8 protein-coding genes are annotated in these 14881 nt (G+C 70.9%); 5 read left to right on the top strand and 3 right to left on the bottom strand.

What is annotated here, in order from left to right:
* The first annotated feature begins 385 nt into the window (after positions 1 to 385).
* Genes ACZ6TB_RS11970 through ACZ6TB_RS11980 form a run of 3 tightly spaced genes read left to right on the top strand, consistent with a single transcriptional unit; the run spans position 386 to position 3182 of the window.
* Positions 386 to 1666, top strand: coding sequence for a glycosyltransferase family 4 protein (locus tag ACZ6TB_RS11970; protein ID WP_465553396.1), 1281 nt, complete (start codon positions 386 to 388; stop codon positions 1664 to 1666).
* Positions 1666 to 2526, top strand: a complete 861-nt coding sequence (locus tag ACZ6TB_RS11975) for a glycosyltransferase family 2 protein (protein WP_465553398.1) — start codon at positions 1666 to 1668, stop codon at positions 2524 to 2526. Before ACZ6TB_RS11970 ends, ACZ6TB_RS11975 begins: the two co-directional genes overlap by 1 nt.
* A 2-nt stretch (positions 2527 to 2528) precedes the next feature.
* On the top strand, positions 2529 to 3182 hold the full coding sequence (locus tag ACZ6TB_RS11980) for a polysaccharide deacetylase family protein (RefSeq protein WP_465553400.1): 654 nt from the start codon (positions 2529 to 2531) through the stop codon (positions 3180 to 3182).
* Positions 3183 to 3248: 66 nt separating this feature from the next.
* Here the strand turns inward: ACZ6TB_RS11980 and ACZ6TB_RS11985 are convergent, their stop codons facing one another.
* The gene (locus ACZ6TB_RS11985) at positions 3249 to 4217 is read right to left on the bottom strand and encodes a glycosyltransferase (protein ID WP_465553402.1); all 969 of its coding nucleotides are present in this window, start codon (positions 4215 to 4217) and stop codon (positions 3249 to 3251) included.
* A gap of 374 nt (positions 4218 to 4591) precedes the next feature.
* On the opposite strand from ACZ6TB_RS11985, the gene ACZ6TB_RS11990 reads away from it, so the two are divergent.
* Positions 4592 to 7801: a N,N-dimethylformamidase beta subunit family domain-containing protein gene (locus ACZ6TB_RS11990; protein ID WP_465553404.1), complete on the top strand. Its 3210-nt coding sequence runs from the start codon at positions 4592 to 4594 to the stop codon at positions 7799 to 7801.
* A gap of 61 nt (positions 7802 to 7862) precedes the next feature.
* On the top strand, positions 7863 to 12296 hold the full coding sequence (locus ACZ6TB_RS11995; RefSeq protein ID WP_465553406.1) for a DUF4082 domain-containing protein: 4434 nt from the start codon (positions 7863 to 7865) through the stop codon (positions 12294 to 12296).
* A gap of 69 nt (positions 12297 to 12365) precedes the next feature.
* Here ACZ6TB_RS11995 and ACZ6TB_RS12000 read toward each other — a convergent pair whose 3' ends face one another.
* Together ACZ6TB_RS12000 and ACZ6TB_RS12005 are read right to left on the bottom strand one after the other, a co-directional pair.
* Complete coding sequence (locus ACZ6TB_RS12000; protein ID WP_465553408.1) at positions 12366 to 13442, bottom strand: GNAT family N-acetyltransferase; 1077 nt, start codon at positions 13440 to 13442, stop codon at positions 12366 to 12368.
* 112 nt (positions 13443 to 13554) lie between these two features.
* Complete coding sequence (locus ACZ6TB_RS12005; protein WP_465553410.1) at positions 13555 to 14880, bottom strand: UDP-glucose dehydrogenase family protein; 1326 nt, start codon at positions 14878 to 14880, stop codon at positions 13555 to 13557.
* Position 14881 lies beyond the last annotated feature (1 nt).

Here is a 14881-nt window from a genome sequence, read left to right on the forward strand (position 1 = left end):
ACTGGTTGACACGGCTACGGCAAGCTCAGTTTCCATCGCCTTTCGGGCGCTTGGCAACCAGCCTGCCGGACGGTACCCGCTGCCGCCTTGGCGGGTGTCACCAACCCGACAAGCTCCTTCACGGTGGGCCGATTCCCGACAAGAAAGCGTGATATCGAGCAAAGCATGTCAATGTCCTACGGTCAATTACGGACATTCTTAACGGATCATGAGAAGTTCTCAAATCGGGCAATATTAACAATTCCGTACAAGGTCCGCGCTTTGCGGAACGGTTGACAATGTCTGGCCCGGACAGCCAATTGCTGTGCGCTCCGCGTATCGGGAAAGGTTTCGCCTCGAGTTCGACACCGACCAGGGGGACGAGACGGTGCCCAAGAATCCGCACGTGACCATTCTCATTGCCAACCTGCCGGCCGAACGGGACCGCCGCGTGATCCGCGAGTGCCTGACGCTGGAGGAGCGGGGCTTCGACGTCACGATCATCGCGCCGCGCGGCGACAAGAGCCTGCGCACGTTGCCCGGCAGCCGCAACGCCCGGCTGAAGCCCTACCCCGTGCCGGTGGCCGGCGGCGGGGTGCTGTCGTTCGCGGTCGAATTCGGCTGGTCATTTCTCTGTATCGGCACGCGGCTGGTGGGCGAGGTTTTCGCCGGCCGTTCCCACGCCGTTCAGGTGTGTAATCCGCCGGACGTCTATTGGCCGCTGGCGCTGCTGCTGCGGGCTCTCGGGCGGCCGTGGGTTTTCGACCACCACGATCTGTGCCCGGAGGTTTACGCATCGCGAGTGGGCACCCCCAACAAATGGGTCCAGCGCGTACTCTCCGCGTTCGAGTGGTTGACGCTGCGTACCGCGACCGAGGTCATTGCCACGAACGAATCGTTCAAGGACAACGACGTGCGGCGCGGCGTGAACCCGGACAAGGTGACCGTCGTCCGCAACGGTCCGTCGGTCACCGAAATCAAGACGGTCGACAACACGGACAGTGATGAACCGGCCGACGGCATCCTGAAGGTCGTCTATCTCGGCGTCTTCGGGCCGCAGGACAACGTCGAGGGCGCCGTGCTGGCCGCCGACGAGCTGACCCGCCGCCGGGGCCGCACCGGCTGGAAGATGGTGCTGGCCGGGGACGGCGAGAGCATGCCCGCGCTCAGGAAGCTCGCGGCCGAGAAGGGCCTCGACGACGTCGTGGAGTTCACCGGCTGGCTCGACGGGCCGGCGGTCGACGCGCTGCTCCAGGAGGCGACCGTGGCCATCCAGCCCGACCTGCCGACCCGGATGAACCAGCTCTCGACGATGGCCAAGACGGTCGAGTACGTGGGCCGGGGCGTCCCGGTCGTGGCGGCCGACCTGATCGAGACCCGCGCGACGCTCGGCGACGCCGGCGCGTACGTCGCCAACGGCACCCCGGCCGAGTTCGCCGAGGCCATCGACGGGCTGCTGGACGACCCCGACCGCCGCCGCCAGATGCGCAAGCTGGGGCGCGAGCGGTTCCTGGGGCTGCTGTCGTGGGAGCACCAGGCCGGCAAGTACGCCGCGGTCTTCGAGCGCCTGCTGGCCAAGCGCCTGCGCCGCACCGGCGGCGGCACGCCGGCCACGTCCACCACGCCGGTCATCCCGCGCCAGCGGACGGCGCCGGCCGCCGAGTCGACCACGCCCGCGGAGCAGTGATGACCAGCATCGTCATCGCGGCGCACAACGAGGCCGCGGTCATCGGCCGCTGCCTCGACGCCCTGCTCGCCGACGCGAAGCCGGGGGAGTTCGACATCACGGTGGTGGCCAACGGCTGCACCGACGACACCGCTGCCGTCGCCGGGACGCGGTCCGGCGTACGCGTGCTGGATCTCGCCCAGCCGGGCAAGGCCAACGCCCTCAACGAGGGCGACGCGGTCGCCGAGGGCTTCCCGCGGATCTACCTGGACGCCGACATCGTGCTGACCACGGCGGCCGTACGCTCGCTGGTCGCCGTCCTGGACGAGGGGGCGCTCGCCGCGACGGTCGGCCGGCAGCTGGACCTGAGCGGCCGCCCGGTGCTGGTGAAGGCGTACTTCGCCGTCCACGGCCGGCTGCCGGTCTTCCGCGACGGCCTGTTCGGCCGCGGCGTGGTGGCGCTCTCCGAGGCCGGCCGCGCCCGTTTCGACCGGTTCCCCGAGCTGGTGGCCGACGACCTGTTCCTCGACTCGCAGTACGCGCCGGCGGAGAAACGGCACGTGACGTCGTATTCCGCCCGGGTGGCCACACCCCGGCGCACCGGTGACCTCGTGCGACGCCTGGTGCGGGTCCGGGGTGGCAACGCCGCGATGCGGGCCGCGTCCGCCACCGGCGAGGTCACGGCTCCGGTACGGTCGGCAGCGCGGATGTCCTGGCTCAAGGACGTGGTGCTGCCGAAGCCGTGGCTCGCTCCGGCGGCCGCCTGCTACGTCGGCATCACGGTGTGGGCGGGAGTCGCCGCCAAACGGGCCGGCGACGGCGGCGCCGCATGGGGACGGGACGAGTCCTCGCGTACCGAGGAAGAAGTAGTGGGACGGTAACCATGATCAACATTTTGTTCCACGGCATCGGCACGCCGCAGCGCGAGATGGAGCCGGGCGAGGACCGGTACTGGATCAGCGAGCAGCTGTTCCACGCGGTGCTCGACGAGGTCCGCACCTGGCCCGAGGTCCGGATCAGCTTCGACGACGGCAACACCTCCGACGTCGAGATCGGCCTGCCCGCGCTGCTGGAGCGCGGTCTCACCGCCGACTTCTTCGTGCTCGCCTCGCGCCTGGAGAGCACCGGCAGCCTGGACGAGAAGGCCGTCCGGCAGCTGCACGAGAACGGCATGACCATCGGCACCCACGGCATGTGGCACCGGCCGTGGCGGGGCATGGACCCGGACACCCGCCAGGCCGAGCTGGTCACCGCCCGCGAGCGGGTGGCCGAGGCGGCCGGCGTTCCGGTCGGCACCGCCGCCTGCCCGCTCGGCCGCTACGACCGCGAGCTCATCGGCCACATGCGGCGGCTGGGCTACACGCGGGTCTACACCAGCGACCGCCGGCCGGCCCGCGCCGGCTCCTGGCTCCAGCCGCGCTACAGCCTGCGCCGCGACGACACCGTGGAAGGGCTGCGCGCCGAGGCTCTGAACGGCCCGGGCGCGCTGAAGCGGATGAAGCTGGAAGCGGTCGGCGTCGTGAAGCGCCTGCGCTAGCCGGTCTCTCAGCGAGAAAAGGCGCCCTCCTGGCGGGGAGGGCGCCTTTCGCTTGTCCGGCGGGCGTCACGCCCGGCCGTGGACCGTGTGCGGGCCGGGGGTCTCCCGCATCGCCGACGGGCTCAGCAGCGCCCTGGCCGCCCGCTTGCTCGGGGCCTTGCCCAGTGCCGCCCGGCTCCCCTCACGCAGCAGCAGCGCCGCCCAGAAGGCCGCGGCGGCCACCCGGTTGTGCCGGCGGCCGTAGAGGCGCACCTTGTTCATCGTCAGCAGCGCCCAGAGTCCGGGAGAGACCCTCGAGTCGCCCTCCAGGTGCACCGCCCGCGCGGCCGGCGTGAATCTCGTCACGAGTCCCGCATCGCGGGCACGCAACGCGAAATCCGTCTCCTCCGAGTAAAGGAAGAACGACTCGTCCCAGGGCGCCACCCGGTCCCAGCACTCGGCGCTGATCAGCACCGTCGAGCCCTCGGCCCAGTCGGTGACGGTCTCCGCCGCGTACCGCCGCTCGTCGGTGACCATCTCGCCCAGCGCGGGGTGACGCCCGGCCCGCACCGCGCCCATCGCCGCGTCGCCGAGCACGCGCAGCACGGACGGGTCGCGGCGCATCGTGTGGATGAGCTCGCCGTCGCCGTCCACCAGCAACGGCACCGCGATGCCGGTGCCCTCTTTGCGCAGAACCCCCAGCAGCGTGCGGATACACCCCGGCGTCAGCCGGACGTCCGGATTGAGCACCAGGACCGCCGTGAACGGGCCCGATTTGGACACGGCCGCGTTGATTCCCGCGGCATATCCGGCATTGCGGCCCATCTCCACGACGGTGGCGTCCGGCGCCAGCCGGCGCACGGCGCCGACCGAGTCGTCGGCCGAGGCGTTGTCGGCGACCGTGAGGTGCCAGGCGACGCCCTCGAGTCCGGGGCCGAGCGACGCGATGAGGTCCGGCAACAGGCGCTCGCTGTTGTAGGTGACGACGACGATCGCCACGGTCTCGGACGTGCTGTCCAAAGTGTTCCCCCCACTGGTCTTGCGGACGGAAATCATCCTGCCGTCCACACGGCTGCGCCGGTACGGCCGGACGGCCGAGGCGTGTGTCGCAAACCGGCGGGCATGGGGCGGGCGACCTGCCGCGGGATGGCCGAACGGACAAGCACATCCACTGATCGGCGCAGTCCGGAACCCGGGCGGGCCAAGATCAGTTCCACCGTCAGGGCTGATTAGTTTCGCACTTCGCCCACCCCTGTCGACGGTGTCGGGTGGCAGACAGATACTGCCCACGGTTAGTTCACATGATCTGCTCAGGTGCGGGCGTCAGCCGCACCCCACTCGCGTCGACAGCATCGCGGGCCGGGCAGCCGTCCCGACCTTTCACCAACAGCCGTACCGCGCGGGGCGTGTGCGGCGGGGAGGTTGTTCCCGTGCGTATTTCCAAGACTCACCGCTGGCGCTCGCTGGCGGTGCTGAGTCTCGTTGCCGCCGTCGGGCTCGTCGTGCCCGCGGCCTCCCCGGCGTCGGCCGCCGACCCGTGCGCGCCGGTCGTCAACCCGATCGTCTGCGAGAACTCGAAGGCGGGCACGGCGCAGAGCACGTGGGACGTCTCCGGCGCCGGTAGCGGGGCACTTCAGGGCTTCGCCACGCAGATCAGCGTCAACGTGGGCGAGACGGTCAATTTCAAGATTGACTCCACCGCCGGGTCGTACCGGGTCGACCTCTACCGCATGGGTTACTACGGCGGAAAGGGCGCACGGCTCATCGGTACGGTCAATCCGACCAGCAACCGGGACCAGCCGGAGTGCCTGAGCCAGGCCAGCACCGGCCTGATCGACTGTGGCAACTGGACGGTGTCGGCCTCGTGGGCGGTGCCGTCGACCGCCGTGTCCGGCATCTACTTCGCCCGGCTCGTCCGCACCGACGGCACGTCCGGCGCGAGCCACATCCCGTTCGTCGTCCGGGACGACTCGAGCCACGCGAACATGGTCTTCCAGACCTCGGACTCGACCTGGCAGGCGTACAACCAGTACGGCGGGAACAGCCTCTACGTCGGCTCGCCGGTCGGGCGCGCCTACAAGATCAGCTACAACCGGCCGATCACGACCCGGGGCAGCGGCGCCGAGGACTACGTCATGAACGCCGAGTACCCGATGGTGCGGTGGCTCGAGGCGAACGGCTACGACCTCAGCTACATCGCCGGCGTCGACGCCGATCGCAGCGGCGCGCTGCTGAAGAACCACAAGGCGTTCCTGTCGGTCGGCCATGACGAGTACTGGTCCGGCCAGCAGCGTGCGAACGTCGAGGCGGCCCGCGACGCGGGCGTCAGCCTGGCCTTCTTCAGCGGCAACGAGGTGTTCTGGAAGACCCGCTGGGAGAACTCGACCGACGGCTCGAACACCGCGTACCGGACCATGGTCTGCTACAAGGAGACCCACGCCAACGACAAGATCGACCCGACCGCGACGTGGACGGGCAGCTGGCGTGACCCGCGGTTCAGCCCGCCGGCCGACGGCAACCGCCCCGAGAACGGGCTGACCGGCACGATCTTCAAGGTCAACTCGGGCACGGTGAGCCTCCAGGTGCCCGCCGCCGACGGCAAGATGCGGTTCTGGCGGAACACCACGGTCGCGACCCAGGCCGCCGGCGCGACCGCCACCCTCGGCTCCGGGGTCGTCGGCTACGAGTGGGACGAGGACGCCGACAACGGCGCCCGGCCCCGCGGCCTGATCCGGATGTCCTCGACCTTCGCGAGCGGTGTCGAGACGCTGATCGACTACGGCAGCACCTACAACTCCTCGGGGAGCGCCACCCACAACCTGACGCTGTACCGCGCGGCGAGCGGCGCGCTGGTCTTCGGCGCCGGCACCGTGCAGTGGTCCTGGGGCCTGGACAGCACACACGACCGCGGATCCGGCGCGGCCAGCACGCCGATGAAGCAGGCGACCGTGAACCTGTTCGCCGACATGGGCGTGCAGCCGGCCACCCTGCAGTCGGGCCTGACCGCCGCCACCGCCTCCACCGACACGGTCGGCCCGACCGCGACGATCACCGCGCCGGCCGCCGGCGCGACCGTGCAGACCGGGTCGCAGACCGCCATCTCCGGCACCGCGACCGACACCGGCGGCGGCGTCGTCGGCGGGGTCGAGGTGTCCACCGACAACGGCGCCACCTGGCACCCGGCGACCGGGCGCGGCACCTGGACCTACACCTGGACGCCCGGCAACACCGGGGCCACCACGATCCGCGTCCGTGCCACCGACGACAGCGGCAACGTCGGCGCCGACAAGACGGTGGCCGTGACGGTCGGCGTGCGCACCTGCCCGTGCAGCATCTGGGGCTCCGGCGCCACCCCCGCGGTCGCCGCCGACCCGGACGGCACCGGCACCGAGGTCGGCATCCGGTTCCGCACCGACGTCGCCGGCCAGGTCACCGCGATCCGGTACTACAAGAGCAGCACCAACACCGGCACCCACGTCGGGCACCTGTGGTCGGGCACCGGCACGCAGCTGGCCAGCGTGACGTTCTCCGGTGAGTCGTCCAGCGGCTGGCAGCAGGCGAACCTGTCGACGCCGGTCACGCTGGCCGCCAACACGACCTACGTCGTGTCGTACTACGCGCCGAACGGGCACTACGCCGGCGACACGAACTACTTCACGACCCAGGGCGTCGACAACGCGCCGCTGCACGCGCTGAAGGACGGCGCCGACGGCACCAACGGCCTCTACCGGTACGGGACCGGTTTCCCGACCGAGTCGTGGGAGTCGGCGAACTACTGGGTCGACGTGCTCTTCAGCCCGGGCGGCAGCGCTCCGGACACCACCGCGCCGACCGTCAGCGCCCGGACGCCGGCCTCCGGCGCCACCGGGGTGGCCACGAGCACCACGGCCACGGCCACGTTCAGCGAGCCGGTGCAGAGCGCGACGGTCGCGATGACCGTCAAGAACGCGGCCGGCACCACGGTCGCGGGCAACGTGGCCTACGACTCGGCGGCGGCCAAGGCGACGTTCACGCCCACCGCGGCGCTGGCGGCGAACACCACGTACACGGTCACCGTCAGCGGGGCGAAGGACCTCGCCGGCAACACGATGACCGCGACGTCCTGGTCGTTCACCACCGCGGCGGTCACCACGCCGCCGACCGGAACCTCGTACTCGGTCTGGGCGTCCACGGTGACGCCGGGCACTCCGGCCGATTCCGACACCTCCGCGGTCGAACTGGGCATGAAGTTCCGGGCCGACGCGGCCGGAACGGTCAGCGGCGTCCGGTTCTACAAGGGCAGCGGCAACACCGGCACCCACGTCGGGCACCTGTGGAGCTCCACCGGCACCCTCCTCGGCACCGTGAACTTCAGCGGTGAGTCGGCGACCGGCTGGCAGACCGCCACGTTCGCCACGCCGATCACGGTCAGCGCCGGCACCACGTACGTCGTGTCCTACTACGCCCCGGTCGGCCGGTATGCCGCCGACAACAACTATTTCGCGGCGGGCGGCGTCGACAACGGCCCGTTGCACGCCCTGGCCAATGGCACGGATGGCGCCAACGGCGTCTACCGATACGGCTCCGGCGGTGGCTTCCCCACCGACACCTGGGAGTCCAGCAACTACTGGGTCGACGTCGTGTTCACGCCGGCCGCCTGAGGAGAGTGCGAAGTTGTTCCGAACGGAAAAACGATCGCGGCGGGTTCCGCCGTTGGTCGTGATGTGTCTGGCACTGGTGGCCGCCCTGCTTGCCGCTCCACAGGCAGCGTCGGCGGCCGCCACCTGCCCCTGTTCCATCTGGCCCGCCACGGCGGTGCCGGCCACCCCGGCCGACTCCGACGCCTCGGCGGTCGAGGTCGGCGTGAAGTTCCGTTCGGACACCGACGGCTTCGTCACCGGCGTGCGGTTCTACAAGGGGACCGGTAACTCCGGCACCCACGTGGGCCACCTGTGGAGCGCCGCCGGCGCGAACCTGGGCACCGTGACGTTCACCGGCGAGACCGCGACCGGCTGGCAGACGGCGACGTTCGCGTCGCCGGTCGCGATCTCGGCGAACACCACGTACGTCGCTTCCTACTACGCGCCGGTCGGCCGGTACGCCGGCGACGACGACTTCTTCGCCTCGGCGGGCGTCGACAACGCGCCGCTGCACGCGCTGCGGGAAGGCGTCGACGGCTCGAACGGCGTCTACCGCTACGGCGCCGGCGGCGGCTTCCCGAGCAGCACCTACCGCTCGGCGAACTACTGGGTCGACGTGGTGTTCAACTCGACCTCCACCGACACGACGCCGCCGACAGTCAGCGCCACGACCCCGGCGTCCGGCGCCACCGGCGTCTCGGTCGCGTCGACGGTCAGCGCCACGTTCAACGAGGCCCTGCAGTCCGGCACGGCGGCGATCGCCGTCAAGGCGGGCAGCACGACGGTTACCGGCCTCACCGCGTACGACGCCGGCACCCGCACGCTGACCTTCACCCCGTCGGCCGCGCTCACGGCGTCGACGGCCTACACGGCCACGGTCAGCGGAGCCAAGGACGCGGCGGGGAACACGATGGCCCCGTTCTCCTGGTCGTTCACGACCGGCGCCGTGTCCGGGTCCGGATGCCCGTGCACGATCTGGGCATCGACCGCCACGCCGGCGACACCGGCGGTCGCCGACAACTCCTCGGTCGAGGTCGGCGTCCGGTTCCGCACCACGCAGGCCGGCTACATCACCGGCGTCAAGTTCTACAAGGGCACCGGAAACACCGGCACGCACACCGGCTCGCTCTGGTCGAACACCGGCACCCGCCTGGGCACCGTGACGTTCAGCGGCGAGAGCAGCACCGGATGGCAGACCGCCACGCTGCCGAACCCGGTCGCGGTCGCGGCGAACACCACGTACGTGGCCTCGTACCACACCGACGCCGGCTTCTACTCGGCCACCGCGAACGGCCTCGCCTCGGCGGTGACCCGCGGTCCGCTGACGGCGCTGGCCAACGGGACCGACGGCGGTAACGGCGTCTACCAGTACGGCGCCAGCAGCTTCCCGTCGAACACCTACCAGTCGACCAACTACTGGGTCGACGTCGTCTTCGACACCACGGCCAACGACTCCGTCGCGCCGACCGTGACGTCGAAGGCCCCGTCCGCGGGCGCCTCCGGCATCGCCACGTCGACCGCGGTCGCGGCCACGTTCAGCGAGCCGGTGACCGCGTCCACCGTGGTGATGTCGCTGACCGGTCCCTCGGGCGCCGTCGCCGGGACCACCGCGTACAACACGGCCAGCCTCACGGCGACCTTCACGCCGAACGCGGCCCTGGCGAACTCGGCCTCCTACACCGCGACCGTGAGCGGCGCCAAGGACTCGGCGGGCAACACGATGTCGCCGGTCACCTGGTCGTTCACCACCGCGGCGGCGCCACCGCCGCCGGCCGACCAGGGCCCCGGCGGACCGGCGCTGGTGATCAAGTCGACGGCGTCCGGCGCGAGCGGGTTCACCCCGTTCCTCGCCGAGGTGATGCGCACCGAGGGCCTCAACGAGTTCGCCACCGCCGACCTGTCGACGGTCACCGCGACCACGCTGAGCCAGTACGACGTCGTGCTGCTGGGCCAGACGTCGCTCACCGCGGCACAGGTGAGCATGTTCACCACCTGGGTCACCGGCGGCGGCAACCTGATCGCGTTCCGTCCGGACAAGCAGCTGGCCGGCCTGCTCGGGCTGACCTCCTCGACCAGCACGCTGGCCGAGGGCTACCTCAAGGTCGACACGACGGCGTCGCCCGGCGCCGGCATCACCGACCAGACGATCCAGTACCACGGCACCGCCGACCGGTACACGCTGAACGGCGCCAGGGCGGTCGCGTCGCTGTACTCCAACGCGACCACCTCGACGACCAGTCCCGCGGTGTCGCTGGTGAGTGTCGGAACGGCCGGTGGCCAGGCCGCGGCGTTCAGCTACGACCTGCCGCAGTCGCTGGTCTACCAGCGTCAGGGCAACCCGGCGTGGGACGGGCAGGAGCGCGACGGCCAGACGCCGAAGCGGTCCGACGACATGTACTTCGGTGGCAGTTCCGCCACCGACTGGGTCAACCTGTCCAAGGCCGCGATCCCGCAGGCGGACGAGCAGCAGCGGCTGCTGGCCAACCTGATCGGCGCGATGAACCTCGACAAGAAGCCGCTGCCGAAGTTCTGGTACTTCCCGCGCAGCCTCAAGGCGGTCGTCGTGGCCACCGGTGACGATCACGCCACCGGCGGCACCTCGGGCCGGTTCGACCAGTTCACGGCGAACAGCCCGGCGAACTGCGTGGTGGACGACTGGCAGTGCGCGCGGTTCACCTCGTACGTCTTCCCGGACACGCCGCTGAGCAACGCGCAGGCGGCGAGCTACCAGGCGAAGGGCTTCGAGGTCGCGCTGCACGTCAACACCAACTGCTCCGACTGGACGCCGAGCTCGCTGACCGACATCGTCACCAGCCAGCTCGCGGCGTGGCACAGCAAGTACACGTCCATCGCCGGTCCGGTGACCAACCGCACGCACTGCATCGTGTGGTCGGACTGGTCGAGCGAGGCCTCCACCGAGGGCGCCAACGGCATCCGCCTCGACACCAACTACTACTACTGGCCCGGCACCTGGGTCGCCGACCGGCCGGGCTTCATGACCGGCTCCGGCATGCCGATGCGCTTCTCCGCCAAGACCGGCGGGCTCATCGACGTCTACCAGGCCGCCACCCAGATGACCGACGAGTCCGACCAGAGCTATCCGTTCACCGTGAACACGCTGCTGGACAACGCGCTCGGATCGCTGGGCTACTACGGCGCCTTCACCGTCAACATGCACACCGACGCGGCGACGACGTTCGACAGCGACCAGGTGCTCGCCTCGGCCCTGGCCCGCGGCGTGCCGCTGGTCAGCGCCAAGCAGATGCTTACCTGGCTCGACGGGCGCAACGCCTCGTCGTACTCGGGCATCGCGTGGGCGGGCAACAACCTGTCGTTCACCGTGAACGTGGGCGCCGGCGCCAACGGCCTCACCGGCATGGTGCCGACGGCCGGGCCCAGCGGCCGCACCTTGAGCACGCTGACCCGGGGCGGCACGGCCGTCCCGTTCACGAAGACGACCATCAAGGGCGTCGAGTACGCGATGTTCACGGCCGCGCCCGGCGCGTACGTGGCCGGGTACGGGGCCGCCTCGGCCGCCGCCCCGGCGGTGACCGCCACCGTGCAGGCGGCGGCCACCACCACCGCTGACGTCGCGCTCACCGGCACCACCGCGAGCCGGACCACCGTCGAGTACGGCACGGCCGCGTCGACGCTCTCCGCCAAGGTCGTCGACGGCACGCAGGCCACGAAGCGGACGGTCCGCATCAGCGGCCTCAAGCCCGGCACCACCTACTGGTACCGGGTGCGGGTCACCTCGGCGGACGGCAAGACGACCGTCTCGCCGCTGCACCAGCTGACCACGGCGGCGACCGACAAGAAGGCGCCCAGCACCTCGGCGGTCACCGCGCTGTCCCGTCCGGACGGCACGACGGCGGTCACCTGGACGACCAACGAGTCGGCGGCGGCGACCCTCCAGGTCGGCGTGAAGCCCGGCGCTCTCGCCAACTGGCCGGCCGACCTCAGCGGCAAGCAGCACACCGCCGTGGTCACCGGGCTCGAGCCGCGGAAGACGTACTACTACCGGCTCCGCTCCGTCGACCCGTCCGGCAACGTGACGATGTGGCCGTCGCTCGACAAGGCGCCGGCGAAGTTCGTCACCTCGGCACTGGGCGTGGCCGACTACACCGTGGCGGGCCTCCGCACCGGCACGGCCAGCCACACGACGGTCGCGGCGGACGGTGTCCGGCTCGCCTCCGGCGCCAACTCCGGCAGCCTGGTCTCCCGGGTGCTGGACGCGGGTCAGATGGTCACCTGGGACCGGATGTCCTACCAGGCGGCGGTGCCCTCCGGTGCCGGTGTGCGGATCTACGTCCGCACCGGCAGCACCTCGACGCCGGACGGCAGCTGGTCGGCCTGGACGGCCGTGGGCCAGAACGGCAAGGTCACGGGCAGCTCGCGGTACGCCCAGTACCGGGTCGAGCTGACCGGCGGCAGCGGCCGGACGCCGGTCCTGCACGGGGTCGGCATCACCTCGGACGCGAAGCTCATCGAGCACCCGACCGAGACCGGGCACTAGCCCGAACGCAAAGATCGCCCGCCGCGGAATCCGCGGCGGGCGATCTTTTTTGTGTGGTGCGGAAGAACGTCAGCGGGAAGCGACGCGCGCCTTCAGTCCCCGGAGCACGCGGCCGGTGCGGCCGCTCTTGAGCTTCTCGCCGAGCTTGCCGCTGCGGACCGAGCGGGACAGCGCCGTCTCGGCCCGCCGCGCCGCGGCCACCGGCCAGGATCGCTCGACGGTGCCCTCCGCGACCGGCACCTCGTCGTTCTTCAGCCGCGTCTTGTAGAGCATCTCGGACTTGCCGAGGTCGATCTGCCGGATGCCGTCGGCGGCGCCGGACTCGGCCATCCGCAGGCACAGCAGGATGCCGGCCGAGTAGCGGGACAGCTCGACGTCGTACGACGGGAACCAGTAGCCGAGCACACTGCGGCTGCGCAGCCCGAGGTGACCCGCGACCGGGCGGCCGCCGGCGTACACCGTCGACACCACCGCGCGGCAGTCCGGCGACTCGGAGGCGAGCAGCTCCTCGAGCACCGCCTGGATCCAGGGCGTGGCGAAGCGGTCGTACTGCTGAGTGCGCTTGTACTGGGCCGACTTCCACTCGCGCAGCGCGGCCAGGGCCTTGTCGTCGCGGTCGTCCCAGACGAAGGCCTCGTCACCGATCTCGCGGACCATCTTCCGCTGCTTGCGCAGGGTCTGCTTCACGACGTCGCCCGCGCGGTTGCGGTCATCGACGTACGCCTGGTAGCCGTCCTCGATGTTCATCACCGGTGAGATGGTGCGCACCGCGTGGGACGGGACGAACACCTGCTGGTCGCCCATCAGGTGGTCGAACTCCCACACCGAGAGCTTGCAGGCACGGAGCAGGGCCATCGGGTCGACCTCGAGGCCGGCGCGGTGAACCATGCCCTGGCAGTCGGAGATGCCGAAGCCGATCGGCACACCGATGACCCGGCGCCGGACCTCGAAGGGGAAGAAACCGGCGACGCCGCCCGAGTCCTGCAGCACCGCGACCCGGGCCGTCGGCCGGTTGCGGGCGACGGCGAGCGTGAACTCCGGGGCCAGGAACGGGTTCTGCAAGTGGGGCTGATCCCGCTGGATCTGCCGCCAGGCGTCGAGCTCGGCCGGGCCGAGCTCCGCCGGGCGGACAACGGAGAACCGCATCAACAAACTCCAAGTCGTCCGGCTTCAGGTATCACCGCAAACTCTGCTGAATGCGGCGCGTTCGCGCTACCGCCGTCCGTCCGGTAGGTCTGTCGAATCGGCGGAGGGCCGGTCAGGGGCGGCCGAGCGCCCGGTACTCCCAGCCCGCGCCGCGCCAGTGGGCGGGGTCGAGGGCGTGACGGCCGTCGACGATGCGGCGCTGGGCGGTCACGGCGGCCATGGCGTCGGGATCGATCTCGCGGAACTCGGTCCACTCGGTCAGCAGGACCACCACGTCGGCGTCGCGGGCGGCGTCGATCGCGTTCTCGCCGTAGCTGAGCTCGGGGTGCTGGCGGCGGGCGTTCTCCATGGCGGCCGGGTCGTAGACGACGACGTCGGCGCCCATCCGGCACAGCGTGGCGGCCACGTCGAGGGCGGGGGCGTCGCGGATGTCGTCCGAGTTGGGCTTGAAGGCGGCGCCCAGGGCGGCCACCCGCTTGCCGGCCACGTCGCCGCCGCAGAGCTCGACCACCAGGTCGACCGTGCGGGCGCGGCGCCGGGTGTTGATGCCGTCGATCTCGCGGAGGAAGCCGACCGCCTGGCCGACGCCGAGCTCCTCGGCGCGGTGGGCGAAGGCGCGGATGTCCTTGGGCAGGCAGCCGCCGCCGAAGCCGAGGCCGGGCCGCAGGAACTTGCCGCCGATCCGCTCGTCGTAGGCCAGCGCCTCGGCGAGGTCGTGCACGTCGGCGCCGGTGGCCTCGCAGATCTCGGCCATCGCGTTGATGTACGAGATCTTGGTGGCCAGGAACGAGTTGGCCGCCACCTTCACCAGCTCGGCGGTGGGCAGGTCGGTCACCTTGACCGGCACGCCCTGCGCCAGCACGGGCTCGAAGGCGGCCCGCAGCATCTGCTCGGACCACTCGCTGGTGACGCCGAAGACCAGCCGGTCGGGCCGCATCGTGTCGTCGACCGCGAAGCCCTCGCGCAGGAACTCCGGGTTCCAGGCCAGCTCGACCTGCTCGCCGGCGGGCGCGGTGTCGTGGATCAGCCGGGCCAGGCGGGCCGCGGTGCCGACCGGGACGGTCGACTTGCCCACCACTAGCACGCGGCGGGTCAGGTGCCGGGCCAGCTCGGCGACCGAGGCGTCGACGTAGGTCAGGTCGGCGGCGTGCGAGCCCTTCTTCTGCGGGGTGCCCACGCAGATGAAGTGCACGTCGCCGAACTCGGCCGCCTCGGCGAACGAGGTGGTGAACCGCAGCCGGCCGGTCTCGAGCGCCTTGGTCAGAAGCTCGGGCAGGCCCGGCTCGAAGAACGGCACCTCGCCGCTCGCCAGCTTCTCGATCTTCACCGGGTCGACGTCGACGCCGACCACGTCAAAGCCCATCACGGCCATGCAGATCGCATGGGTGGCGCCGAGGTACCCGGTGCCGATGACGGTCAGACGGGGAAGGTTGGTCATA

It is taken from the genome of Actinoplanes sp. NPDC051537, assembly GCF_055586105.1.